This is a genomic window from Deltaproteobacteria bacterium, assembly GCA_020848745.1.
GTDB lineage: Bacteria > Desulfobacterota > Binatia > UTPRO1 > UTPRO1 > UTPRO1.
In genome coordinates, this window is sequence record JADLHM010000055.1 from 128162 (window position 1) to 151286 (window position 23125).

A 23125-nucleotide genomic window follows, 5' to 3' on the forward strand; every position below is an offset into this window, starting at 1 on the left:
CGCCGGGGATTCGTTCAGTGCTGTCCCTCGCGAATCGGCTGTGCGCCTCGCGCGAAGACCAGGAAGTACTGGTGCGGCAGCAGCCCGGGCTCGTCGACGAGCGCGAAGCCGGCGGCGCCCATTTCCTCGATCACCTGCGCGCGCGCGAGCTTGTGCTCGGGCGGCGGGCCGACCGGCAGCGGCCGCTTCTCCCAGTCGACGATCGCGACGCGTCCCGCCGGCTTGAGCGCGGCCGCGAGCCTCCGGAGATACGCCAGGCGCGCGTCGAGGTGGTGGTAGGTGTCGACGATCAGGACGAGGTCGAGCGCCGCGGGCGGCAGCCGCGGGTCGTCCGCCGAGGCGAGGACGGGGATGACGGTCGGCGTTCGCTCCTCCTCGGCGCGGCGGCGGAGGTGCGCGACGAGGTTCGGCTCGGTGTCGATCGCGAAGACCGCGCCGGTCGGCCCGACGGCCGCGGCGAGCCAGCGGCTGAAGTAGCCGGTGCCGGCCCCGAGGTCGGCGACCCAGGCGCCGGGCCGAAGGGCCAAGGCGGCGACGAGCTCGCGCGGCTTCTGCCAGACGTCGCGCGCGGGGTCGTCGAAGACGCGCCGCCAGTGCTCCACGTCGGCGAAGTCGTGGCGGCTCCCGGGCGTCGGCTCGAAGAGCGCCGCCTGCGTCGCGTGCGGGTGCGGGGTCGCTTCGCGCGCGCTCGCCACGGCCGTGGCGCCGAGGCCGATGCTCGCGACCAAGGAGAGCCGGAGGGCGCGGCGAGTGAAACCGGGCATCATGAGGCCAGAGTCTCGCGTGCCGTGCGCCGGCTCGCAACCGTCCTTCGGAAAAGTCGATGCGGCGACGCAGTTTTTCTATTCGCCACGGCCGCCCGGCTGGGATAGCTCCGAGGCATGCGCTCCGCGTACGGCCTTGGCGCGTCCGCTGATCGCGCGGCGGCGCTCGTCGTCGATCGCGCCGTCGCCGAAGAGGCCGCCGCGCTCGGCATCCGGAGCGATACCCTGATCGGGCTCGCTCTCGTGCCGCTCGCCGCGGTGGCGTGGGCCGACGGCCGTCTCGACGAGAGCGAGCGCCGCATCGTCCTCGGCGCGGCCGCGGACACCGGCCTCGGCGCCGACGGGCCGGGACGCCGCCTGCTCGATCGCTGCCTCGCCGCGCCGCCCCCGGGGGAGCTCTGGACGCTCTGGCGATCCTACGTCGCGTCGGCGTGCGCGACGCTCTCCGACCGGGCGCGGCGGCGCTGGCGCGACAAGGTCGTGGCCGACGCGCGCCGGGTCGCCGAGGCGGCAGGCGGCTTCAAGAGCGTCGTGCCGAAGGTCTCGGCGGACGAGGCGGCACTCCTCGACGAGATCGCGCTCGCGTTCACGAGCTGAGCGGCGGGCGCGGGTCCGCCGTCGCCATGCGGCGTGCGTCGCCGGCGCGCACCCGGGGGCGCGCCGTACGCCGGCGCCGCGGCCCGGGAGAGTCGCCTTCCCGCACCCGGCAGGGTAGAAGGCCTGCCGAACACGCCGACGCACAGGCGGGAGGGGAGGAGGCGCATGGCGGATACGACGCCGACGGAAAGGCAGGGGATGCCGGCACGCACACCGCTCGGGGTCGAGCTGTTGCGGCACGGGGTTCGCGAGTCGGTCGAGCTCCTGGAGCACGAGCCCGATCGAGCGGTCGCCGAGGCGCTCACCGACTTCTATCCCGATCTGGCGGTGCAGATCCTGTGGCGCTTGCCCGAGGCCAAGCGGCGGCAGGTCTTCGCGCTGCTGCCGGCCGAGAAGCGCGAGCAGTGGAGCCTGAACGTCGACTATCCGGAGGAAAGCGTCGGCCGCCTGATGGATCCCCCGCTCGGTGTGCTGCGGCCGGACCAGACCGTGGCCGAGGCGGTCGAGGTGCTGCGCGAGCTCACGGCGCGCGCCATGGTGACCTACGGCTACGTGCTCGACGAGAGAGGACGGTTGCTCGGCGTGATCGTCTTTCGCGAGCTGCTGTTCGCCAGCCCGGAGCAGCACATCACCGAGGTCATGCTGCGCGACCCGTTCTCGCTGCGTCCGCGGACGCCCATCCTGGAGGCGATGAAAGAGGTGCTGCGTCGGCACTACCCGGTCTATCCGGTGTGCGAGGAGGACGGCCGCCTCGTCGGCATCGTGCGCGGCCAGACGCTGTTCGAATATCAGACGTTCGAGATCAGCGCCCAGTCCGGCAAGATGGTCGGCGTCGAGAAGGAGGAACGGGTCTCGACGCCCTGGCGGAGGAGCCTGCTGTTCCGCCATCCCTGGCTCCAGTTCAATCTGCTGACGGCGTTCGTGGCGGCCGCGGTCGTCGGCGTCTTCGAGGAGACGATCGACAAGGTCGTGGCGCTCGCGGTCTTCCTGCCGGTGCTCGCCGGCCAGTCCGGCAATACCGGCTGTCAGGCGCTCGCGGTCACCATCCGCGGCCTCACGCTCGGCGAGCTCACGACGGCCGGGGCGAAGAAGCTCGTCGCCAAGGAAGCGTGGCTCGGCTTCCTGAACGGCATCGGCACCGGCATTTCGGCCGGGCTCGGCATGTTCGCCTTCGCGTACTCCAAGGGGGATCCCGATGCGGCCATGCTCTCGCTCATCGTGCTGCTGGCGATGGTCGGGGCCTGCGTCTCGAGCGGGATCTTCGGGGCGCTCGTGCCGCTGGCGCTGCACCGGCTCGGCGCCGATCCCGCGACCGCCTCCAGCATCTTCCTCACGACGACGACCGACGTCGCGAGCATGGGGCTCTTCCTCGGACTGGCGACCGTGCTCCTGCTGTAGGCGGGGTCGCGGTCAGAACCGCCGCGTCAGCTGCCAGAAGACGACCGGGCCGCTGACCGCGTAGCGGCCGGGGACGACGCGGGCTTCGCCGGCGTTGATCTTGCGGTCGTCGAAGAAGCCCGCTCCGCCCGCCAGGTCGATGGTCCAGCGCCCGATGTCCACGCCGCCGCCGACCCCGAAGATCAGGTCGTTGTAGTCGGAAAGGAGCGGCGTGACCGAGCGCGGCTCGAGCGCGTTCTGGCCGCGTGCGATGCCGGCGCGCGCCACGACTTGCGGATGCACGCGGACCTCCGCGGCGACGCCCCAGCGATAGACGTCCTGCGTCTCGGGGGCGAAGGGCGTGTCGAGCGCCGGCGTGTCCTGGAAGCGGAACGTCGAGCGTTCGAAGGCGGAGCTGTCGGTCCAGCGTCCGAACGTCATCAGCGTCACGTTCGGGTGGGGGCTCCACGACAGGCCGAGCGTCACCTGTTGCGGGACGTCGAAGTCGAAGTGCAGATCCTCGCGTTTGCCCCCGACGCCGACCGAGCCGCGCATGTAGATCTTGCCGGGCGTCTTGTAGGTGAGCCCGAGCTGCCAGTTCGGGTGGAAGCGATAGAGGAATCCGAGGGTCGCTTGGACGCCGGGGCCGCGCAGGCGCCAGCGCAGGCTCTGGTCCGGCGTCGGCACGTGATTCTTCAGATCGCCGAGGAGCGGGTTCAGCTCGACGCCGAAGGCGAGATCCTCGCGCGGGCGCCAGGCGAGCGTGGGAGCGAGCGTGATCACCCCGAGCTCGGTGAACGAGTCGCGCGGCACGCCCGCCTCGGGATCGCGTTTGAAGTCGAACTTCGAGCCGACCGCGCCGAACAGGCCGAAGCCGAGCGTGAGATCGTGGCCGATCGGCATCGCGGCGCCGCCGCTCGGCGCCAGCGCGACGTTGTGCGTGGTCTCGTCGTAGCCGGCATCGTTCGAGAGCTCGGCGCGCATGAAGAGCAGGCCGGCGCCGATGGTGGCCTGGGTCTCGCGAAGGAGGGTCACCCCGGCCGGGTTCTGGAAGAACGCGCTCATGAGGTCGGTCGGCGCGGCCGCCGTGGCGCCGGTGAGCGCCGCGTCGCGCGCCCCCACGGTCGGCGCGAGGAGCTGGCTCGCCCCGGCCGGTCGATCGCCCGTCGCGATCAGCATCGCGATGGCGATCGCACGCCAGCCTCCTCGGACCACGTATCGCATCGTTCACCTCGAGCCGCGAAGGAGCCGGCGGGGGGCGAACGGTGCCCCATGGCGATGGTGCTGTCAATGACTTCACGTCGGTCGGATGCCCCGCGCGCTTGCCGTCCCGATCCGCGGCACGTATGGAGCGAGCGCGCCGGCTCATGTCCATCGCCCGACCACGAACCATCACTGGTCTCTGCGTGCTCGTCGGCGTACTCGTTTCCGCCGGCTGTGCCGCTCCCGTGCGCGTGCACCGCGCCGACTCGCGCTCGGTCGATCGCGAGCTCACCCGCAGCGTGACCGCTACCGGCGAGCTCAGTCAGGACACCCACAACGTCCTGCACCGCTGGGGGATGATCGAGGCGTACGCCGCGCGGCCCGACGAGGTGATCGACTTCCTGCATCGGGCGCTGGTCGACGGCCGCGAGGGTCCGGACGCGGCGTTCGCGCTCGCGGAGCTCTCGTTCCATCACGCCGAGCGCGGCCACAAGGGAGCGGGGGAGCGCTGGCGGCGGACCGGGCACTATCTCGCCGCGGCGATCTACGCCTACGCGTATCTCTTCCCCGACGATCCGAGGGAGGCGCCGAACCGCCTCGACCCGCGCGTGCGCCGCGCCGCCGATCTCTACAACCGCGGCTTCACCCTCGGGCTCCCGAGCGCCGACGACCGCTCCGTCGCCATCGGCGCCGGGCGCTTCCCGCTGCCGTTCGGCAGGATCGACATCGCGTTCGACGCGGCCGCTTTGCGCTGGGGTGATCGCCGGCTCGAAGGCTTCGTCCCGGCCGCCGAGCTCAAGGTGCACGGCCTCACCGAACGGTATCGCCGGTCGGGGCTCGGGGTGCCGCTCGCGGCCGGCACGAAGCCCCTCGATTCGTCCAAGGAGCCGGAGGACTTCATCGATCCGGCGACCCGCGTGCCGGTGACCGCCATCCTGCGCATCCCGGAGCCGCGCCGGCAGCTCGCGCGGAGCGAGATCCACGCCTCCCTCGAGCTCTACGACGCGACGGCGACCGAGGAGGTCGCGATCGGCGGGCGGAACGTGCCGCTCGAGGTCGAGCCGACCGCGGCGTTCGCCTACATGCTCGCCGAGCAGAAGTTCTGGGACTTCGAGCTGAAGAGCCTGCTCGGCACGGCCGTGCTCGGGAAGGATCCGATGCGTCTCACCGCCGTCCAACCGTGGCGGCGCGGCCGCATCCCGGTCGTGCTGGTGCACGGCACCGGGTCGAGTCCGGGGCGGTGGGCCGACATGGTGAACGACCTGATGGACGACCCCGTCATCCGGGACCGCTTCCAGTTCTGGTTCTTCACCTACGATTCGGGAAACCCGATCCTCTACTCGGCGGGCGGGCTCCGCGATCTGCTGACCGCCGCCGTCGAGCGGCTCGACCCGACTGGCGCCGACCCCACGCTCCGCCGCATGGTCGTCATCGGCCACAGCCAGGGCGGGCTCATCACCAAGCTCACCGCGGTCGACAGCGGCGACAAGCTCTGGGGCTTCCGGACCCGGCTCGACGACATGCTGATCAGCAGCAAGGCCCGCGAGCTGCTGCGGCGCCTGGCGTTCGTGAAGCCGTTGCCGTTCGTGAAGCGCGTCGTGTTCGTCGCGACGCCGCATCGGGGGAGCTACGTCGCCGGCAACTGGATGGCGCACCAGTTCGCGCGCCTGATCGCGATCCCGAGCAAGATCCTCGATGCCGGCGCCGAGATCGCCAAGGGCAATCCCGATTTGGCCGAGTGGCGCGTCCCGAGCGCCGTCGAGAACATGACCCCGGGGCACCCGTTCGTGCGCGCGCTCGGACCGATGCCGGTCGACGCCCGCATTCCCTGCCACTCGATCGTCGCCGTGAAGACCGATCCGCCCTACGACGGCGGCACCGACGGCGTCGTCCGGTACGAGAGCGCGCACCGCACCGACTGCGCTTCGGAGGTGGTCGTGAAGTCGGCGCACTCCTGCCAGTCGAATCCCGCGACGATCGCCGAGGTGCGCCGCATCCTCCTGCTCCACCTCGGGGATCCGAGCGTGTCCGTGCCGCCGGTGAGCGCGCCGCGGCTGCCCGCGACGCCGTCCGGGGCACCGTAGGGAGCCGAGGCGCGGGCGACGACGTCGGCCCCGATCGCCTCGGCACGGGGAAGCACCCCGAACGGTGGCTCAGGACGAGCGGGCGAGACGAAGGTGCGGCACGACGGGCGTCGCCGGCGGCAGCCAGGCGAAGCGCGTCACCCGATGGGCGTTCAGGTCGAGGACCGTGAGGATCGCGACCACGTCGTCGAGGTTCCGCTCGGCCTCGAGCGCCCAGGCGATGATCGTAAGGTTCTCGCCGCCGGTCAGCAGCCGCGCCACGATGTCGGCGACGAGGAAGCGGTCGGGATGGATCGCGCGCCGGAGGACCCCGAAGTCGCCGCGGTCGATCTCGCGCCAGCAGCGGTCGCCGGCCCAGTGCTCGACGAGCCGCGCGCGCAGCCAGCGGTCGAAGGACCGGGCGCTGTAGGGAAGGTCGAGGCGCGCCCGGTGCTCGAGGCCGCCCTCGTCGGCGTCCACGTCAGGTGCGGCGTTCATCGCGGTCCTCGCGCTTGCGCTCCCGGTCGCGGCGGCGCCGCAGCACGCCACCGACCTCGATCGCGAGCACGATCACGCCCACGATGCCGGTGGCCACGAAGAGGACGGTGAGCAGCATGCCCATGCCGTAGTGCATGCCCCGTGCCGCACCCGGATTCGCGGAGATGGGATGCGCCCCGCCCGCCGCGATCCGTGTCGTTTCGACCCGCGTGTCGAAACGACACGCGTCCGGCGGGGTTCGGAGGCCCGGGACGGCGGCATGGGGACCGCGCGCCGGCCGTCACTCTCCGCCGTAGCGCTCGAGCTTCCGGTACAGGGTCTTCCGGCCCATCTTGAGGATCTGCGCGGCCATCGTCTTGTTGCCGGCGACGGCTTCCATGACGCGCAGGATGTAGCGGCGCTCCATCTCCTCGAGCGACACCAGCTCGGAGGGGTCGTCGGTGGCGACGACCACGTACGACGGACGGTGCTGCTGGATGCGCTCGGGGAGGTCGGCGACCGTCACCTGGTCGTAGCGGGCGAGGGCGACGGCGCGCTCCATGCAATTGTGGAGCTCGCGGGCGTTCCCGGGCCACGGGTAGGCGAGCAGCAAGCGCGCCGCCTCGGGCGCGATGCCGGTGAGCGCGCGGCCGGCATTGGCGGCGGCGCGCTCGAGGAAGTGCTGGGCGAGCAGCAGCACGTCGCCGCCGCGGGCGCGCAGCGGCGGTAGCGGGATCGTGATGACGTTGATCCGAAAATAGAGGTCCTCGCGGAAGCGTTTCTCCTCGACTGCGCCCTCGAGGTCGGCGTTGGTGGCGCTCACGAGGCGCACGTCGAACGGGACCTCCGTGTCGCCGCCGACGGGACGCACTTTGCGCTCCTGCAGGACGCGCAGGAGCTTCGGCTGGAGCGCGAGCGGCAGCTCGCCGATCTCGTCGAGAAAGAGGGTGCCGCCGTTCGCTTGCACGAGAAGCCCGGCGCGCGCGGTGCGGGCGTCGGTGAAGGCGCCGCGGGCGTGGCCGAAGAGCTCGCTCTCAATGAGCGTGTCGGGCACCGCGGCGCAGTTGATGGCGACGAACGGCCCGCGACGCCGGCGGCTTCGCTCGTGCAGGGCGCGGGCGACGAGCTCCTTGCCGGTGCCGGTCTCGCCGGCGACGAGCACCGAGCTGTCGGTGTCGGCGACCCGGTCGATCAGGGAATAGACCTCCCGCATCGCCGAGCTCGTGCCGACGAGGTCGTCGACGCGGCCGCCGTCGGCGACGCGCTCTCGAAGGCGCTTCACCTCCGCCTTTAGCCGCCGGTGCTGCACGGCGCGCTCGAGCGAGAGCGCGAGCACCTTGATGTCGAAGGGCTTGGTGAGGAAATCGTAGGCGCCGGCCCGCATGGCGGCGATCGCGGCCTCGAGGTTCCCGAAGGCGGTGATGACCATGACGGGAACCTCGGGGTGCGCGGCGACGATGCGCGCGCAGAGCTCGAGGCCATCCATTTCGCGCATGTTGATGTCGGTGACGACGGCGTCGAAGGGCTCCGCCGCGAGCGCGGCGAGCGCATCGGCGCCCGACGTCCGCCACGTCACCGTGAACCCGAGCGGGGGCAGGCGCTCGGCGAGCATCTCGCACATGCTCTGGACGTCGTCGACGACGAGCACGCGAGCGGGGGCGTCGGGGGCGTCGGCTCGGCTCATGCGGCGCGATGCGGCGGATGCTCGGCGGCGGCGGCCGCCGGCAGGTAGAAGGTGAAAAGGCTGCCCTCGCCGGGACGGCTCTCGACCTCGATCCAGCCTCCGTGGTCGCGGATGATGCCGTGCGCGACCGCGAGGCCGAGCCCGGTGCCCTCGCCGGGCGCCTTGGTGGTGAAGAAGGGCTCGAAGATGCGCGACAGGTGCTCGCTCCGGATGCCGGCGCCGTGGTCGGCGACCGTGACGCAGGCGAAGTCGCCGTCGGGCCCGCCGTCGCCGGGGGGTCGGGCGCGCCGACCGGCGCACGTCACCTCGATACGGCCGCCGCCCGTCGTCGCCTGGACGGCGTTCACGATCAGGTTCACGAGGGCCTGCTCGAGCTGGTGCTCGTCCGCCGACACGACGAGCGGATCGTCGGCGAGCGCGCTCGCGACCTCCACCTGCCGCCGGCGCGCGATCGGCGCCAGCGTGTCGATCGTGCGGGCGCAGACGGCGCGCACGCTCGTGAGCCCGAAGCGCGGGCCGCGCTGGCGGGAGAAGTCGAGCAGCTCGCGGATCATCTCGGCCATGTGGCGCGATTGGTCGACGATGACGCGCGCGCTCGCGGCGGCGCGCTCGCCGGTCGCCTCGCCGTCGGCGATCATCTCGGCGCGCCCGCCGATGACGGAGAGCGGCGTGCCGAGCTCGTGCGCGACCCCGGCCGCGAGCTGGCCGATGGTGGTGAGGCGGTCGGTGTGGCGTAGCTGGTCGAGCGCCTGCAGGCGCGCTTCGGTCTCGGAGGTGAGCTGGCGGCGCGCCTCGGCGAGCTTGCGGCACATTCCGTCGATCTCGCGCGCGAGGTCGCCGATCTCGTCGTTCTGCTCGATGCGGAGCGGCGAGTCGAGGTCGCCGGCCGCGATCGCGCGCAATCGGTCGCGCAGGCGCTGCACGGGCCGCCCGACGTACCAGACGCCGAGCGCGTACACGGCGGTGGTGCAGGCGAGGAGGATGCCGCCGGTCGCGAGCAGGATCTGCCAGCGATTCGCCTGGACGTACTCGTGCTGCTCGCCGATCGACTCCACGAACTCGAGCACGGCGATCGGGGAATCCGCGCCGAGCGTCTCGGGGATGTACGTATAGCGCTGCGGGACGCCCTGCGCGTTCTCCCGGACGTGGATCACGCGCTCGCCTTGCGCGAGCTGCGCCTTGTCGGCGGGGGGAAGCGCGAGGAACCGCGGGTCGGTCTCGTCCGTCGCCGCGAGCCAGGTCCAACGGATGTGCACGCCGTCGACGGCTTCGCTGATCGTCCGCTCGACGAGGTGCTCGGCCGCCTCGGGTCCGTACGTCCGCCAGACGCCGTCGATGCTGGCGCGCAGCGCCTGTTTCAGGCGGAGGCCGCGCTGCAGGTCGGCGTCGAAGAGGACGACCTGGCGCTGGAGCAGGAGGTAGGCGTGCGTCGCCATGACGGCGACGATCGCGGCGGCGATGGCGAGGGTGATCTTGCGCGCGAGTCTCACGTGCGACTCCAAGCGAAACTCGGGCCGCGATAAGCCGAAGCGCCGGCGCGGTCAAGCGAACGTGTGCAGCGCGTCGGGCACGTGTCGTTTCGGCCCCGCGTATCGTTTCGACACGCGCGGCGGCGCAGCGCGCGCCGTTCCGTGACTCTGCGGCATCCCTCCGGGTGCGGCACGACGGATGCAACGTGGTGCCGTGGGAGGACTCGGACATGAGGGCTGCCTACGATCGGTCGCGAAGCGGGGTCTGGGACGGTGCGCACGGGCTGCTGCTGCCCGAGATCGACCCGACGGACGAGACCGCTCTCGACGTGCAGAACGTGACGCAGCCCGAGCGGCGGCTGCTCTTCGCGATCCTCGCCGACGCGATTGTGCGCGTCCGTCGCCTCGCGACCGCGCCGCGCCACGCGGCGATCGAGCTCCGCGAGGCCGAGCGCTGGATCCGCTCCGACGATCGGGAGTGGCCGTGCTCCTTCGTCAACGTCTGCGAGGCGCTCGACATCGAGCCGGCGCCGCTGCGGCGGGCGGTGCTGGCGTGGCGGCGCGCGGCCGGCGGGCGCACGAACGTCACACGTCGCACGCTGATGGCGAAGAAGAGAAGGCGCAAGCGCTCCGCCGCCGCCGTGGCGGCGTCCGCCTCCGCGCGCGCGGAGTTCGCTGCCGCCGCGCTCGCGGCGAGCGCGCCCGATCCGAACGAGAGGCTCGCCGCGGGCACGAACGGCTGAAGGGCGATGCCGCGGCAAGCCCCGGCCGGCGCGATTCGTCGCCCTGGCGGCCTCGCGCCGGGCCACGCCTACGGTGCGCCGCGCGGCTTCTCGCCGGCGGCGAGCATCACCCCGGGCGGCGTCCACGCGCCGTCGAGCGCGCGCTGGTGCGCGAACCGGTTGACCGCCTCGCCCGCCGCGACGCGCGCCCGGCGTGTGAGCTCGGTGAGCACGAGCGGGTAGGCGTACGCGTAGGCCTCGACCGCGATCGCGGCGACGTCCTGCGCCGCTGCCTCGTCGGGTGCCACCGCCGACGGCGCGGCCGCCGCGCGCCGCGGGGCGAGCGCGCCGGTCGCGAGCGCGAGGACGAGCGTCGCGGCGAGGATCCGCGCGAGGCTTCGGCGCCGCACCGCTCGCCGGGCGGCGGCGCGCGGCGTCGCCCGGCGCGGACTCGCCCCGCGCCGGCTCGTGCTCATGGCTGCGCCGTCCGGGCCGCGCTCCACGCGGCGTGGCGTGCGCGGATCAGCGCGACGGCCTCGACCGCGCCGTCGGCGCACGCGGGAATCTCCATGTCGGGCGGGCTCGCGAGCTCGAAGCCGGGGCGGAGCATGTACTGGCGCGCCCAGGCGACGAGATCACGCCACATCGGTCCCACGAGCACGAGCGGCACGTCGTGGAGGTGCCGGACCTGGAGCAGCTGCCAGATCATCATCGCCTCGAGCACCGTGCCGATGCCGCCTGGCATCACCACGAACGCGTCGGAGACGAGCACGAAGTGGTGCAGGCGCGTGAAGAAGGTCTCGTGCTCGAAGGACTCGGCGACGAAGGGGTTCACCTGCTGCTCGAACGGGAGCTGCACGCGGATGCCGATGCTGCCGGCTCCCGCCGCGGCCGTGCCCGCGGCTTCGGCGGCGCCTTCGTTGGCCGCTTGCATGAGCCCGGGACCGCCGCCGGTCACGATGTCGCAGCCGAGCGCGGCGAGCTCCGCCGCGACGTGCTTCACCTCCCGGTAGACCCAGTGGCTCGGCTCGGTGCGCGCCGAGCCGAAGATCGTCACCCGGAACCGCTCGCGCTTCGAGGGCCGGAGCCGCGTCAGGTTGTTGATGGTGGCCCAGAGGCCGAAGACGGTGTCGACGAGGATGCGGCGCACGCCTTCCTCGTCGGCGAGGCTCACGGTCTCGGGCCGGGGCGGAGCGGTCGGGTCGGTCATGGGCGATACCTCAGGACGATCTCGGCGGGGCAGGCGCGGACGGTCGCGTGCGCGGCGGTGAACTCGGAGTGGGGACGGCCGTCCACCTCGACGGCCGTGAGCGGACCGGCGGGCGGCGGGTCGAGCACGAGCCCGCCCGCCGGCACGCGGAGATCGCCGCGGAGCGCGACGACGAGCGCGTCGGCGCCGTCACGGCGGAGCGTGAATCCGAAGGTGCCGTGGCGCGTCCGCAGGCCGTCGACGGCGACCGCGCCGTCGTCGAGCCAGGCGGACGGGATGCCGGCGCCGATCACGAGCGCGTCGTCCTCCGTGCGCTCGTAGGCCAGCATGGCGAGGAACGAGAGCACCCACTCGGCGCCGATCCAGGCGTGCGGGACGTCGCCGATGTGGCCCGGGCTCCGCGGGTCGCGCCACGAGATCTCGGGCCACTGGTTCCACGGGCGCGGCCGGCGGTCGTCGAGCAGGAACTCGGCGAGCTTGTTCGCGGCGGCGCGCTCGCCGAGGTGCACGAGGGCGCCGACGATGCGGACCTCGTAGGCGGTGTAGTTCGACCAGTCGACGGCCCCGTCGCGCCGGCCGCGGAAGCCCTTCAGATACTCGGCGTAGGTCGCGGCGAGGGCGTCCGCCGGCATGAGCGCGGTCTCGCCGAGGAGCGCGATCGCGTTCGACGTCGCCGTCGGGTCGAAGTCCGCCCACTCGACCGAGCCGGGCACGTAGGCGAGCCCGCGGGTCGCGATGGTGTGCGCGAGCGAGGCGCGGACGTCGGCGCGGAAGGCGTCGCGGACGGCGCGCCAGCGCGCGGCCGCGTCGGTCGCGCCGCGCGCGTCGGCGAGGTCGGAGGCGTCGGCGAGCGCGCGCAGCGCCCAGAAGTCGTCCCAGTAGGCGTGCACCGGGTGCGCGAGGTAGCCCTCGTGGCTCGCCGACTCGGGGAGGAGCCCGCGGAAGCCGCGCTTCTCGTCGGTGTTCCACGCCGGCCCGAGGCGCCGCGCGCGGAGCCGCTCGATCTGGTCGACGGCGCGCTCGACGGTGGGCCAGAGCGCGTCGAGGAAGGCGCGATCGTCGGTGGCGCGGAAGCACTCGGCGACGGCGAACACGAGCTGGCCGTGGCTGTCGTGCTCGACGAGCCAGTCGGGGCCCTCGGCGTCGACGGCGCACGGCACGAAGCCGTCGGCGCGCTGGAAACCGGCATACCAGCGCGTGAACTCGACCGCCGGCGCGGCGCAGCCGACGCGCAGCAGCGCCGTCGCCATGATCGCGCCGTCGCGGATCCAGGCGCGGGTGTAGCGGCGCGGCCCGGGCTGCAGTGCGGGCCCGGAACGCTCGATCAGTACGTGCGCGACGCAGCTGCGCATCGTTTCGACGTAGCGCCGCCAGCGCGGCGCGACCGCGACCGTGACGCCGCCGAGCGTGGCGCGCCAGAGCGCCGCGGCGCGCGCGAAGGCGTCGGGGCCGGACGTCGCGACGGGCGGCACGCCGGCCGCGGGATCGCTCGTCCCGAAGGGCGCCGCCAGGTACACGTCGCGGGTCGTGCCCGGGCCGAGATCGAGGTCGAAGCGAAGCGCGCCCGACGCGTAGCCGAAGGCGTCGTCGACCGCGGTGCGCGGCGGTACGTCGCCGGCGCGGAGCGCGTCGACGACGTTTCCCTGGTCGAAGGTCGCGGTCCCGAAGGCGGCGGCGTCGGAGAGCGGCACGACGACGCGCGCGTCGTCGATCCACACGCCGTCGATTTCGCCCGCGAGCCGGGCGATCGGGCGCACGCCGCCGAGCGCGCCGAAGGCCTGCCACGGCGGCGTCACCTGGAACGGCCGGAGCGCCGCGAAGAGGCGCGCGCGCCGCGCGACCGGGCCGGCGTTTTCGACGCGATAGCGCAGGAAGAGCGTGGGGCGGCCGTCCGCGCGCAGCGCGCAGGCCGTCGTGCGGAGGGTGAGGTCGCCGACGCGCCAGACCGACGACGGCAGCGGCAGGGAGCCGTCCTCGAGCTCCTGCGTGACGGTCGCGTCGGCCCACGTGACGAGGCGTCCGTCGACGAAGAGGAACGGCTCGACGGAGCACGTGCCGCGGTCGAGCTCGACGAGGCCCTCCTCGTTCATGAGCGCGCAGGTCTCGCCGTCGGGCACGCCGACCGGCGTCCAGTAGGACTGCTCGCGGGCGAGCCAGCGCGGGTAGTCGCCGCGCGCCGCCTCGGCCGCGACGCCGCCGAAGAAGGTCTGCGGCGAGCGTGAGAGCTCGAACGGGCGGACGGTGATGGCGGCGATGCCGAAGCCGGCGCCGCCGACGCTCTCCGTGAGGTCGAGGCGGAGGAACCGCGCCGCCGTCTTCGGCATGTAGACCCAGCTGCGCGGGGCGTCCGCATGGGTGGTGGCGTGCGCGGTCGTCCACGCGACGCCGTCGGCGGAGGTCGCGACGGTGAACGCGCGGGCGCGGCCGTCGGGCTCCCAGTCGATCGTGAGGCCGCCGTACTCGCGCTCGGCGCCGAAATCGACCTCGATCCGTTGCGGCTCGCTCGTGCGCGCGCTCCGCCAGCTCGCGAGCGGGGGACGGTCGAAGATGCCGTCGGCGGGATGGCCGGGGAGGGCGCTCGATGCCCGCACGAGCGGCCGCGAGCGGACCGTCAGGTCCTCGAGGCGGAGGTCCGCGATCCAGAGGCTCCCGCGTCCGCCCGGCCCGGCCGCGAGCGCGAACTCGATCGCGCCGAGGTCGGCGAGCGCGCCGCCTCCCGCCGGTCCCCACGCGAACTCGACCTCACGACTCCGGATGCGGATCGGCGTCCACGCTTCGGGGAGCGCGAAGGCCTCCTCCTTGTACCACCAGACGTTCCGCCCGCTCGGGTCGGCGAGCTTGAGCTCGAGCCGGTTCGCTGGCCCGTGGCCACGCACTTGGAACGCGAGCGCCCACGTCTCCGGCATCGCCACCGTGACCGGCTTCCGCGCCACGACGAACCCGCCGCCGTCGCCGAAGTCGAAGTCGCAGCGCATCGCCGCCGCGCCGTCGGGGCCGACGTCGGGCGCGAGGTCGAGCTTCGCGAGCCCGGAGGCGACGGGCAGCCAGGTCGAGAGGTCGGTGAAGTCGTCGAGGAGCACGGTCGCGAGCGCGCGGCGCCGGGCGAGCATAAGAAAGGACGAGCGAGATGACAACGCCGGGCGCACGCGTCGTGAGTTATACGGAAGCGGTGGCCGCAGGCGGGCGGGTCGGGGCGGGCTCCCACGGTCGCCCGGTTCCTGGCACCCAGCGCGTACGGCCCGCCGGTGCCGCTCCGGCTTGCGCACGGCGCGAGCTGGGGCTCCCCGAAGCCCGCCCCGACTCGCCCGCCTGCGGCGGCATCACCCATGCGTCGTGCGGCCATTCGTCGTGCGGCCATGCGTCGTGTCGCCGTCGGGTGCGGCACGGCGCGTCGGCACCGCTTGCGCTGGCCGTGCTGCGATGCCTCGGCGGTGGGTGGGTCCGGGACGGCTCCGGGGAGCCGCAGCTCGCGTCGTGCGCAAGGCAAGAGAGGCAGCGGCGGGCCGTACGCGCTGGGTGGCAGGATCCCGGCGACCGTAGGAGGCGTCCCGGACCCACCCACCGCCGACACCGCACGCAGATCGCACGCGGCGGACCGAGACGCCAATGCGCGGGCTCGGTCGCGGTCCCGAGGGGGTTGCGCTATGCAGCGCGTCCATGAGCGAGGATGGCACCGCGCGAGACGCGCGGCTCATGCGCGACACCTGGCGCCGTCTCGTCCAGACCCTCAGGGCGTTCGCCCGCTCCGAGGTGCGCGCCTACGCCTTCGGCTGGCTCGCGATGCTGTTCACGCTGCTCTTCGCGATCAGCGGCCTCAACGTCCTCAACAGCTACGTCGGCCGCGACTTCATGACGGCGATCGAGCGGCGCGACCAGGCCGGCTTCGTGCACCAGGCGCTGCTGTACGTCGGGGTCTTCGGGTTCTCGACGGCGGCGGCCGTGCTGCTGCGCTTCGCGGAGGAGCGCTTCGGGCTCCTCTGGCGCGACTGGCTGACCGGCCGGGTCGTCCACCTCTACCTCACCGACCGCACCTATCTGCGGCTGAGCGAGGCCGGCACGCTCAGCAACCCCGACCAGCGCATCACCGAGGACGTGCGGACCTTCGTGCAGATGACGCTGTCGCTGTTCCTGATGTTCCTGAACGGGACGCTCACGGTGCTGGCGTTCTCCGGTGTGCTGTGGTCGATCAGCCGGCCGCTCTTCGTGATCGGCATCGTGTACGCCGGCGCCGGGTCGCTGCTGACCTTCTGGCTCGGGCGGCCGCTGATCGCGCTCAACTACCGGCAGGCCGACCGCGAGGCCGACTTCCGGACGACGCTCATCGAGGTGCGCGAGAACGCCGAGTGCGTCGCGCTGCACCGCCGCGAGCGGCAGCTCGAGCAACGCCTGCACGACCGCGTGCGCTCGCTCGTCGGCAACATGCGGAACATCATCGGCGTGAACCGCAACCTCGGCTTCTTCACCACCGGCTACAACTACATGATCCAGATCATCCCGGCGCTCGTCGTCGCCCCGCTCTTCATCCGTGGCGACGCGGAGTTCGGCGTGATCGCGCAGGCGGGCATGGCGTTCGCGCACCTGCTCGGCGCCTTCTCGCTGGTCGTGACGCAGTTCCAGGCGATCTCGTCGTACGGCGCCGTGCTGGCCCGGCTGAACGCGCTCGCGGCGGCGGTCGAGGCGCCCGGGCCCGTCTCCGGCATCAAGACCGTGGTCGACGACGACCGCGTGGTCTACGAGGACCTGACGCTCCTCGGCCCCGCCGACGAGGTGTTGGTGCGCGATCTCTCGTTCGTGATCGCGCAGGGCGCGCGTCTCCTCGTCTGCAGCAAGGATCCGGCGATGCGCGGCGCGCTCGTGCGGGCGACCGCGGGCGTCTGGGACCAGGGCCGCGGACGGGTGAAGCGTCCGGAGCTCGAGGAGCTCGCGTTCCTTCCCGAGCGTCCCTACCTCCCGCCCGGCACGCTCCGCGAGATGATGGGCGCCGGCGATGGCAGCGTGCCCGTCGACGACGAGATCCGGAGCGCGCTCGGGGTGCTGGGGGCGCACGAGCTCTTCGAGCGCACCGTCGCGATGGAGGCCGAGCAGGACTGGGAGCGCGTGCTGACGCTCCACGAGCAGCAGGTGCTCTCGGTCGCGCGCGTCCTCGTGTCGCGTCCGAAGTTCGCTTTCGTCGACGACCTCGGCCGCATCGTCGGCGACGAGCGGCTGTCGGTCGTGCTGAACGCGTTCATCGAACGCGGCATCACCTGCGTCGCGCTCGCCGCCATGGACGGCCCGCGCGCCGACTACGACGCCGTGCTCGAGCTCGCCGACGGCGGCGCGTGGCGGGTCGAGTCGGCCCAGCTCGACGACGAGGCGCCGCTCGCCGGCGGCGGCTCGATGCCAGGAGGTGCAGCGTGAGCGAGTCCGGCTTTCCCCGTCGTTTGACGAGCCCGTCGGGGCTGGTCGTGCAGGTGAACGCCAACGGCTCGATCCGGCGGATCGACCACGGCGACGTCGTTCTGAACCTCTTTCCGGGGAGCGAGCTCGAGGGCGGGCCGGCCAACGTGTGGCTCCGCCGGCGCGGCGACGGGATCGCGTCGACGCCGCTCCTCGGGCCGGGGAGTCCGGGCGCCATCGAGGTCGGCGCCGACCGCCTCGTGGTTCGCGGCACGTGGGACGAGATCGACTTCACGCTGACGCTCGTGCTGGCGGCGTCGGCGCCGGCGTGGTTCTGGCACCTCCGGCTCGCGAACCGCGGCGCGGCGCCGGTCACGGTCGACGCCGTCCATGCGCAGGACCTCGCGCTCGCGCCCTACGGTGCGATCCGGATGAACGAGTACTACGTGAGCCAGTACGTCGACTACACGCCGCTCGTCGATCCGGCGCGCGGCTTCGTCCTCGCCGTGCGGCAGAACCTGCCGATGGGGGGCCGGCACCCCTGGGCGCTCGTCGGCGCGCTCGGGCACGCGGTCGGCTTCGCGACCGACGCGCTCCAGCTGCACGGGCTCGCGACCCGCGCGGGCGCGACGGCGGCGGCGCTCGCCGCGCCGTCGCTGCCGGTGCGGCGGTGGCAGCACGAGCACTCGCTGGCGGCGATCCAGGAGCAGGCGTTCACGTTGGCGCCGGGCGCCGCCGCGGCGCGCGGCTTCTTCGTGTGGATCGAGCCGGACCACGCCGCGGTCACGTCGGAGGCCGACCTGGCGGCGGTCGGGCGCGCGCTGGCGCTGCCGGAGGCCGCGCCGGCCGCGGCGTCGGGCGACGCGGCCGGCGCGACCGCGGCGGCGCCGGTCGCGTCGCTCTTCACGAGCGCGCCGCTCCTCGCCTGCGACGACCTCGACGACGCCGCGCTCGCGGCGGCGTTCGGTGCGGAGCGGCGCCATCCCGAGGCCGACGCCGACGGGCGGCTGCTCTCCTTCTTCGCGGCGCCGTGCGCGCACGTCGTGCTGCAGGCGAAGGAGCGCCGCGTGCTCCGTCCCCACGGCACGATCCTCCGCACCGGCGACGCGCTCGTGCCCGACGAGGCCGCGCTCACCTCCACGGTCTGGATGGACGGCGTCTTCCACTCGCTCGTGACCCAAGGGCACGTGAACATCAACCGCATCCTCTCGACGACGCGTTCGTACCTCGGCCTCTTCCGCGCCCACGGGCTCCGCGTCTTCGTCGACGTCGACGGCGCGTGGCGACTTCTCGGCGTGCCGTCCGCCTTCGCAATGACGCCGAGCGGGGCGCGCTGGCTCTACCGCTTCGCGGGCGGCTGCGTCGCGGTCGCGAGCCGCGCCGCGACGATCCGCCACGAGCTCGGCCTCGCGCTCGACGTGCTCGAGGGCCCGCCGCGCCGCTTCCTGCTCTCGTGGCACCTCGCCTTCGGCGGCGACGACGGCGCCGACCCGGCGGCGGTGCGCTGGGAGCGCGACGCGACCGGCGTCGTCGTGCGCACCGATCCGGACGCGGAGTCGGGCCGGCGCTTCCCCGAGGGGTTCGCGCGCCTCGACCCGGTCGACGGCACCACGCTCGCGCGCGTCGCCGGCGACGAGGCGCTCTTCGCCGACGGTCGCGCGCGGCGCGCGCCCTACGTGGTGGTCGAGACGGTGCCGGCCATGCGCGCGGCCTTCCGCGTGACGGCCGCGCTCACGGTCGCGGCGCCCGCGCCCGCGGCGTCCGACGCCGGCGACGCCGGCGACGCGGCGGCCGAGGCCGCGTTCTGGGACGGCGCCGCCGGCGCGGTCGCGCTGCACGCGCCGAAGGCGGCGCCTGAGGCGGCGCGGGTCGCCGAGATCCTGCGCTGGTACGCGCACGATGCGCTCGTCCACTACCTCGCGCCGCGCGGGCTCGAGCAGTACTCGGGCGGCGGCTGGGGGACGCGCGACGTCTGCCAGGGGCCGGTCGAGTATCTCCTGGCGCTCGGGGAATACGCGCCGCTCCGCGACCTCCTGCTGCGGGTCTTCGCCGCGCAGAACCCCGACGGCGACTGGCCGCAATGGTTCATGTTCTTCCCGCGCGATCGCGGCATCCGTCCGAACGACTCGCACGGCGACATCGTCTTCTGGCCGCTCCTCGCGCTCGCGCAGTATCTCGCCGCGACGGAGGACTTCGACCTGCTGCGCGCGTCGGTGCCGTTCTTCCACCCCGACGGCGACGCGGCGGCCGAGCACGCGATGATCGCCGCGCATGTGGGACGCGCGCTCGCGGTGATCGAGGCGCGCCAGATCCCGACGACCTCGCTCGTCGCCTACGGCCACGGCGACTGGAACGACTCGCTGCAGCCCGCCGACCCCGCCATGCGCGAGCGCCTCTGCAGCGCGTGGACGGTGACCTTGCAGGTGCAGACCTCGCACGCGCTCGCGCTGGCGCTTCGCCGCGCCGGCTGGAACGGGCTCGCGGCTACGTTCGAGGGGCTCGCCGAGCGCACGCGCGAAGACTTCCAACGCCTGCTCCTCCCGGGCGGGACGCTCGCCGGCTTCGCGTACTTCCACGTCGATCGCCCGATCCAGTACCTGCTGCACCCGAGCGACGACGCGACCGGCATCCACTACCGGCTCCTCCCGATGATCCACGCGATCATCAACGGCATGCTGACGCCGGAGCAGGCGCGGACGCACGTCGATCTCATGCGCGCGCACCTGGTGGCGCCGGACGGCGCCCGCCTCTTCGACCGGCCGCCCCGCTATCGCGGCGGCGAGCAACGCCTCTTCCAGCGCGCCGAGACCAGCACGTTCTTCGGGCGCGAGATCGGCATCATGTATACCCACGCCCACCTCCGGTACGCCGAGGCGATGGCGACGCTCGGCGAGGCCGATGCCTTCTGGCTCGCGCTCCGCCAGGCGATCCCGATCGGCCTCCGCGACGTGGTGCCGAACGCGCGCCCGCGCCAGGCCAACACCTACGCCTCGAGCTCGGACGCCGTCGTCGCCGACCGCTACGAGGCGCAGGAGCGCTACGCCGACGTGCGGGCGGGCAAGGTGCCGGTCGAGGGCGGCTGGCGCACCTACTCGAGCGGCGCCGGCATCGCCTTCCGCCTGATCCACGAGCGCTTCTTCGGCCTCCGGCGCGGCCGCGCGACGATCGCGCTCGATCCGGTGCTGCCGCCGAGCCTCGACGGGATGGCGCTCGACGTCACGCTCGCCGAGCGTCCGGTGCGCGTGCGCTACGTCGTCGGCACGCGCGGGGCGGGAGTCGTCGACGTCGCGTTGAACGGCGCCGCGCTGCCGTTCGCGCGCGAGCCAAACCCGTACCGGCCGGGCGCCGCGCTGATCGCGACGCCGGCGCTCGCGGCGGGTCTCCGCGCGGACGGCAACGAGCTCGTGATCCGCCTCGGATGAGCGTTGACGTCAGGAGATGAGGCGATCATACGCACGCGATGAGTAAGCGGCTTCAGGTCATCGTCGACGACTCGGAGTTGCTCGAGATCCAACGGGCAGCCCGCCGGGAGCGGCTCACGACCGCCGAATGGGTACGTCGCGCGTTGCGCGCGGCGCGGCGTGCCGCGCCGCGCACCGATGCGAAGAAGAAGCTCGCGGTGGTGCGTGCCGCTGCCGGGTATGACTTCCCGACGGGAGACATCGACAGCATGCTCGAGGAGATCGAGCGCGGCGACGGTCATCCCCCCGGGTCCCGGTGATCCTGATCGACTCGAACGTGCCCATGGACCTCGTGGGCGCGGACCATCCGCACAAGGTGGATGCGCGTCGCCTCCTGGAAAGAGCGATTGCCGACGGGGAGCGTCTGGTCACGGATGCCGAAGTGCTCCAGGAGATCCTGCATCGTTACGCGGCGGTGATGAAGCGCGCCGGGATCGAACGTATCCTCAGCTTCGATCGCGGCTTCGATGTACTGCCGGGTGTGACGCGGCTGGGACGGTAGGCTCTCGCCGCTTCCGCGGAGAGCTCGGGCGACCCGCCGGTCACACGCCGACCCGCTTGGCGGCGTCGGACTGTCACTTCACGGTGTAGCCGCGGCCCTCCATGCAGGCGCCGAACGCGCGATCGGTATTGGCGGCGGCGCCGCCGTGTCGCCTTGTTGCGCCGCCCACGCGCGGTATTCGGCCTCGTCCTGCGCCTGCTGCTGCGGACTCTGGCCCTTGGCCGGGTAGACGTAGGCGCCTTGCGCGCCGGCCGTGACGTAGCCCGCGAGCACGAGGGCCGCGGCCGCGGCGAGCATGACCGAGCGTCGGGAGCGGATCGTGATGGTCATGCGGGTCGATTGGGCTCGGTCCGGATCTCGGGCATGGTGGGGACGGAGACGACGTGGACACGCCCGACCCGCGCACGCTCGACCCGCTCGCGCTCGCGCTCCGCTTCGGGGTGGCGCTCGCGCTCGGGGTGTTGCTCGGGCTCGAGCGCGAGCGCAGCAAGACGCCGACGGGATTCGCGGGCGTCCGGACGTTCGGCCTCTTCTCGGTGACCGGCGCGGTCGCGGCCTTTCTCGACGCGGCGCTCGACCGGCCGTGGCTCGCGCTCGGGCTCTTTGCCGCGGTCGCGGCGCTCGTGGTCGTCTCCTACGCGGTGAGCGCCCAGCGCGGCGAGCTCGGCATCACGACCGAGGTCTCGGCGCTGCTCGCGTTCCTCATGGGCTACCTCTGTGTCGCCGGCCACCCGATGATCGCGGCCGGGCTCGCCGTGGCGAGCGGCGGGGTGCTCGCGCTCAAGGAGTGGCTGCACCGCCTCGCGGGACGGATCGAGCCCGCGGACGTCGAGGCGACGCTCAAGTTCGCGATCGTCAGCATCATCGTCCTGCCGCTCGTGCCGAACGAGAGCTTCGGCCCGGCGCCCCTCGACGTCGTCAATCCCTACAAGATCTGGCTCATGGTGGTCCTGATCTCGGGGCTGAACTTCGCGAGCTACGTGCTCGTGAAGATCGTCGGCGCCGAGCACGGGATCGGCCTCACGGGGCTCCTCGGCGGACTCGTGTCGAGCACGGCGGTCACGCTCGGCTTCGCGCAGCGGAGCCGCGAGGCGCCGGCGCAGGCGGCGGTGCTCGGGATCGGAGTGCTGGTCGCGTGGACGGTCATGTTCGCGCGGGTGGTGGTGCTGGTGGGAGCCGTGGCGCCCGCGCTTGCGCCGCGCGTCGCGGTCGCGATGGCGGCGCTCGGGCTCCCGTGCCTCGCGATCGGCTGGCTGCTCTGGCGGCGCCGGCGCTCGAAGGAGAAGGCGTCGGTGAGCGCCGGAGCGAATCCCTTCGAGCTCGGCCAGGCCATCCGCTTCGGGCTGCTCTTCGGGGCGATCACGTGTGCCGCCAAAGCGGCGCAGGTGTACCTCGGAGACGTCGGCCTCTACCTCGCCGGCGCGATCGCGGGGCTCACCGACGTCGACGCGATCGCGCTCTCGATGGCGCAGCTCGTCGTCGCGACACCGGCGAGCGCCGAGGCGGCGGCCCGCACGATCGTGATCGCGGTCGTGTCCAACACGCTCGTCAAGGCCGGGATGGCGGCGTTCCTCGGCGCGCCGGCGTTGCGGCGCGTCGTGCTCGGCGCGGCCGGGGTCATGTCGGTCGTCGCGGCGGCGGTGGCGGTCGTGCTGTAGCGCGGTGTCGGTCCGACGCGATGTGTGCCGCGCCGATACGGTTCAGCGCCGGTTTCTCATCCCCCGTCGCTGCTCGCGGGGGATCTCTGGCGTCGCTCCGTTCGCATACTCGTACTCCGAGCGTCGGCCGCTCTCATCGCAGCGGAGCTGCTGCTCGCGGCCGTCGCCGCGGCCGTGGTACGGTGAGCCCGATCGCCTCGCTTGCAGGGTCTCTACGAGAGGATCGGTCGTCTACCGGACGACTTCCTCATAACCAAAAAGGAGAAGGCATGGACCGGAAGACGAGTCTTCGAAGGAGCCTCGGTGTCGTGGCCGCCGTCATGATGCTCGCGGGCGCCGCGTCGGCGTACGCGCAGACGCAGGGTATGGAGCGGCGCGACGAGCGCCGCGACGATCGCGCCGGGGCGCGGGCCGTGAAGCAGGAGTGCAAGGCCGGTGACGAGAACACCCGGGCGGAATGCCGGCAGATGAAACGCGACGCCAAGCAGCAAGGGCGGAACGACGGGGGCGCGCGCGAGGAGGCCCCCGCGGAGAAGCCGGCGCAGTGATGGCCGGGCGA

Annotated in this window: 18 protein-coding genes and 1 pseudogene; 10 read left to right on the forward strand and 9 right to left on the reverse strand. The window is 73.1% G+C overall.

What is annotated here, in order from left to right:
- Positions 1 to 14: 14 nt before the first annotated feature.
- Positions 15 to 767: a class I SAM-dependent methyltransferase gene (locus tag IT293_07755; protein MCC6764543.1), complete on the reverse strand. Its 753-nt coding sequence runs from the start codon at positions 765 to 767 to the stop codon at positions 15 to 17.
- Positions 768 to 881: 114 nt separating this feature from the next.
- Between IT293_07755 and IT293_07760 the strand changes: the two genes are divergently transcribed.
- A complete protein-coding gene (locus IT293_07760; protein ID MCC6764544.1) occupies positions 882 to 1361 on the forward strand; it encodes a hypothetical protein in 480 nt (159 codons plus the stop codon).
- A 165-nt stretch (positions 1362 to 1526) separates the two neighbouring features.
- Entirely contained in the window at positions 1527 to 2759 is a 1233-nt protein-coding gene (locus IT293_07765; GenBank protein MCC6764545.1) for a magnesium transporter, read from the forward strand.
- A gap of 12 nt (positions 2760 to 2771) precedes the next feature.
- On the opposite strand, the gene IT293_07770 is transcribed toward IT293_07765, so the two are convergent.
- Positions 2772 to 3962: an outer membrane protein transport protein gene (locus IT293_07770; protein ID MCC6764546.1), complete on the reverse strand. Its 1191-nt coding sequence runs from the start codon at positions 3960 to 3962 to the stop codon at positions 2772 to 2774.
- Between the two features lie 143 nt (positions 3963 to 4105).
- On the opposite strand from IT293_07770, the gene IT293_07775 reads away from it, so the two are divergent.
- A complete protein-coding gene (locus IT293_07775; protein MCC6764547.1) occupies positions 4106 to 6025 on the forward strand; it encodes an alpha/beta fold hydrolase in 1920 nt (639 codons plus the stop codon).
- Between the two features lie 69 nt (positions 6026 to 6094).
- On the opposite strand, the gene IT293_07780 is transcribed toward IT293_07775, so the two are convergent.
- The 3 genes from IT293_07780 to IT293_07790 all read right to left on the reverse strand — a co-directional run bounded on the left by IT293_07780 (position 6095) and on the right by IT293_07790 (position 9655).
- Entirely contained in the window at positions 6095 to 6502 is a 408-nt protein-coding gene (locus IT293_07780) for a hypothetical protein (GenBank protein MCC6764548.1), read from the reverse strand.
- Between the two features lie 280 nt (positions 6503 to 6782).
- Positions 6783 to 8165, reverse strand: a complete 1383-nt coding sequence (locus IT293_07785; GenBank protein ID MCC6764549.1) for a sigma-54-dependent Fis family transcriptional regulator — start codon at positions 8163 to 8165, stop codon at positions 6783 to 6785.
- Positions 8162 to 9655 (reverse strand): HAMP domain-containing histidine kinase, encoded by a 1494-nt coding sequence (locus IT293_07790; GenBank protein MCC6764550.1) that lies wholly within the window; start codon positions 9653 to 9655, stop codon positions 8162 to 8164. The genes IT293_07785 and IT293_07790 overlap by 4 nt, the downstream gene beginning before the upstream one ends.
- A 209-nt stretch (positions 9656 to 9864) precedes the next feature.
- On the opposite strand from IT293_07790, the gene IT293_07795 reads away from it, so the two are divergent.
- The gene (locus IT293_07795; GenBank protein ID MCC6764551.1) at positions 9865 to 10377 is read left to right on the forward strand and encodes a hypothetical protein; all 513 of its coding nucleotides are present in this window, start codon (positions 9865 to 9867) and stop codon (positions 10375 to 10377) included.
- A gap of 68 nt (positions 10378 to 10445) precedes the next feature.
- Here IT293_07795 and IT293_07800 read toward each other — a convergent pair whose 3' ends face one another.
- From IT293_07800 to IT293_07810, 3 genes are read right to left on the reverse strand one after another with little or no spacing between them, the layout of a single operon-like run.
- Positions 10446 to 10832: a hypothetical protein gene (locus IT293_07800; protein ID MCC6764552.1), complete on the reverse strand. Its 387-nt coding sequence runs from the start codon at positions 10830 to 10832 to the stop codon at positions 10446 to 10448.
- Positions 10829 to 11566, reverse strand: coding sequence for an LOG family protein (locus IT293_07805; GenBank protein ID MCC6764553.1), 738 nt, complete (start codon positions 11564 to 11566; stop codon positions 10829 to 10831). The genes IT293_07800 and IT293_07805 overlap by 4 nt, the downstream gene beginning before the upstream one ends.
- Entirely contained in the window at positions 11563 to 14676 is a 3114-nt protein-coding gene (locus tag IT293_07810) for a discoidin domain-containing protein (GenBank protein ID MCC6764554.1), read from the reverse strand. The genes IT293_07805 and IT293_07810 overlap by 4 nt, the downstream gene beginning before the upstream one ends.
- A gap of 583 nt (positions 14677 to 15259) precedes the next feature.
- On the opposite strand from IT293_07810, the gene IT293_07815 reads away from it, so the two are divergent.
- Genes IT293_07815 through IT293_07830 form a run of 4 tightly spaced genes read left to right on the forward strand, consistent with a single transcriptional unit; the run spans position 15260 to position 20908 of the window.
- Positions 15260 to 16966 (forward strand): ABC transporter ATP-binding protein/permease, encoded by a 1707-nt coding sequence (locus tag IT293_07815; protein MCC6764555.1) that lies wholly within the window; start codon positions 15260 to 15262, stop codon positions 16964 to 16966.
- Positions 16963 to 20367: a hypothetical protein gene (locus IT293_07820; protein MCC6764556.1), complete on the forward strand. Its 3405-nt coding sequence runs from the start codon at positions 16963 to 16965 to the stop codon at positions 20365 to 20367. Before IT293_07815 ends, IT293_07820 begins: the two co-directional genes overlap by 4 nt.
- Positions 20368 to 20405: 38 nt before the next feature.
- Positions 20406 to 20666, forward strand: coding sequence for an antitoxin (locus IT293_07825; GenBank protein MCC6764557.1), 261 nt, complete (start codon positions 20406 to 20408; stop codon positions 20664 to 20666).
- Entirely contained in the window at positions 20663 to 20908 is a 246-nt protein-coding gene (locus IT293_07830; protein MCC6764558.1) for a type II toxin-antitoxin system VapC family toxin, read from the forward strand. The genes IT293_07825 and IT293_07830 overlap by 4 nt, the downstream gene beginning before the upstream one ends.
- Before the next feature lie 73 nt (positions 20909 to 20981).
- On the opposite strand, the pseudogene IT293_07835 reads toward IT293_07830, so the two are convergent.
- Positions 20982 to 21238: pseudogene (locus IT293_07835) on the reverse strand (hypothetical protein).
- A 53-nt stretch (positions 21239 to 21291) separates the two neighbouring features.
- Here IT293_07835 and IT293_07840 point away from each other — a divergent pair.
- Entirely contained in the window at positions 21292 to 22566 is a 1275-nt protein-coding gene (locus IT293_07840) for an MgtC/SapB family protein (protein ID MCC6764559.1), read from the forward strand.
- 269 nt (positions 22567 to 22835) lie between these two features.
- Positions 22836 to 23114 carry a hypothetical protein gene (locus IT293_07845; GenBank protein ID MCC6764560.1) on the forward strand — a complete coding sequence of 93 codons (279 nt, stop codon included), beginning with the start codon at positions 22836 to 22838 and terminating at the stop codon, positions 23112 to 23114.
- The last annotated feature ends 11 nt before the right edge of the window (positions 23115 to 23125 follow it).

Excerpts from the sequence above, each read along its gene's own strand:
- IT293_07755 (MCC6764543.1), bottom strand. The coding sequence starts at position 767 with ATGATGCCCGGTTTCACTCGCCGCGCCCTCCGGCTCTCCTTGGTCGCG.
- IT293_07760 (MCC6764544.1), top strand. The coding sequence starts at position 882 with ATGCGCTCCGCGTACGGCCTTGGCGCGTCCGCTGATCGCGCGGCGGCG.
- IT293_07765 (MCC6764545.1), top strand. The coding sequence starts at position 1,527 with ATGGCGGATACGACGCCGACGGAAAGGCAGGGGATGCCGGCACGCACA.
- IT293_07770 (MCC6764546.1), bottom strand. The coding sequence starts at position 3,962 with ATGCGATACGTGGTCCGAGGAGGCTGGCGTGCGATCGCCATCGCGATG.
- IT293_07775 (MCC6764547.1), top strand. The coding sequence starts at position 4,106 with ATGTCCATCGCCCGACCACGAACCATCACTGGTCTCTGCGTGCTCGTC.
- IT293_07780 (MCC6764548.1), bottom strand. The coding sequence starts at position 6,502 with ATGAACGCCGCACCTGACGTGGACGCCGACGAGGGCGGCCTCGAGCAC.
- IT293_07785 (MCC6764549.1), bottom strand. The coding sequence starts at position 8,165 with ATGAGCCGAGCCGACGCCCCCGACGCCCCCGCTCGCGTGCTCGTCGTC.
- IT293_07795 (MCC6764551.1), top strand. The coding sequence starts at position 9,865 with ATGAGGGCTGCCTACGATCGGTCGCGAAGCGGGGTCTGGGACGGTGCG.
- IT293_07800 (MCC6764552.1), bottom strand. The coding sequence starts at position 10,832 with ATGAGCACGAGCCGGCGCGGGGCGAGTCCGCGCCGGGCGACGCCGCGC.
- IT293_07805 (MCC6764553.1), bottom strand. The coding sequence starts at position 11,566 with ATGACCGACCCGACCGCTCCGCCCCGGCCCGAGACCGTGAGCCTCGCC.
- IT293_07810 (MCC6764554.1), bottom strand. The coding sequence starts at position 14,676 with ATGCTCGCCCGGCGCCGCGCGCTCGCGACCGTGCTCCTCGACGACTTC.
- IT293_07815 (MCC6764555.1), top strand. The coding sequence starts at position 15,260 with ATGCGCGACACCTGGCGCCGTCTCGTCCAGACCCTCAGGGCGTTCGCC.
- IT293_07825 (MCC6764557.1), top strand. The coding sequence starts at position 20,406 with ATGAGTAAGCGGCTTCAGGTCATCGTCGACGACTCGGAGTTGCTCGAG.
- IT293_07845 (MCC6764560.1), top strand. The coding sequence starts at position 22,836 with ATGGACCGGAAGACGAGTCTTCGAAGGAGCCTCGGTGTCGTGGCCGCC.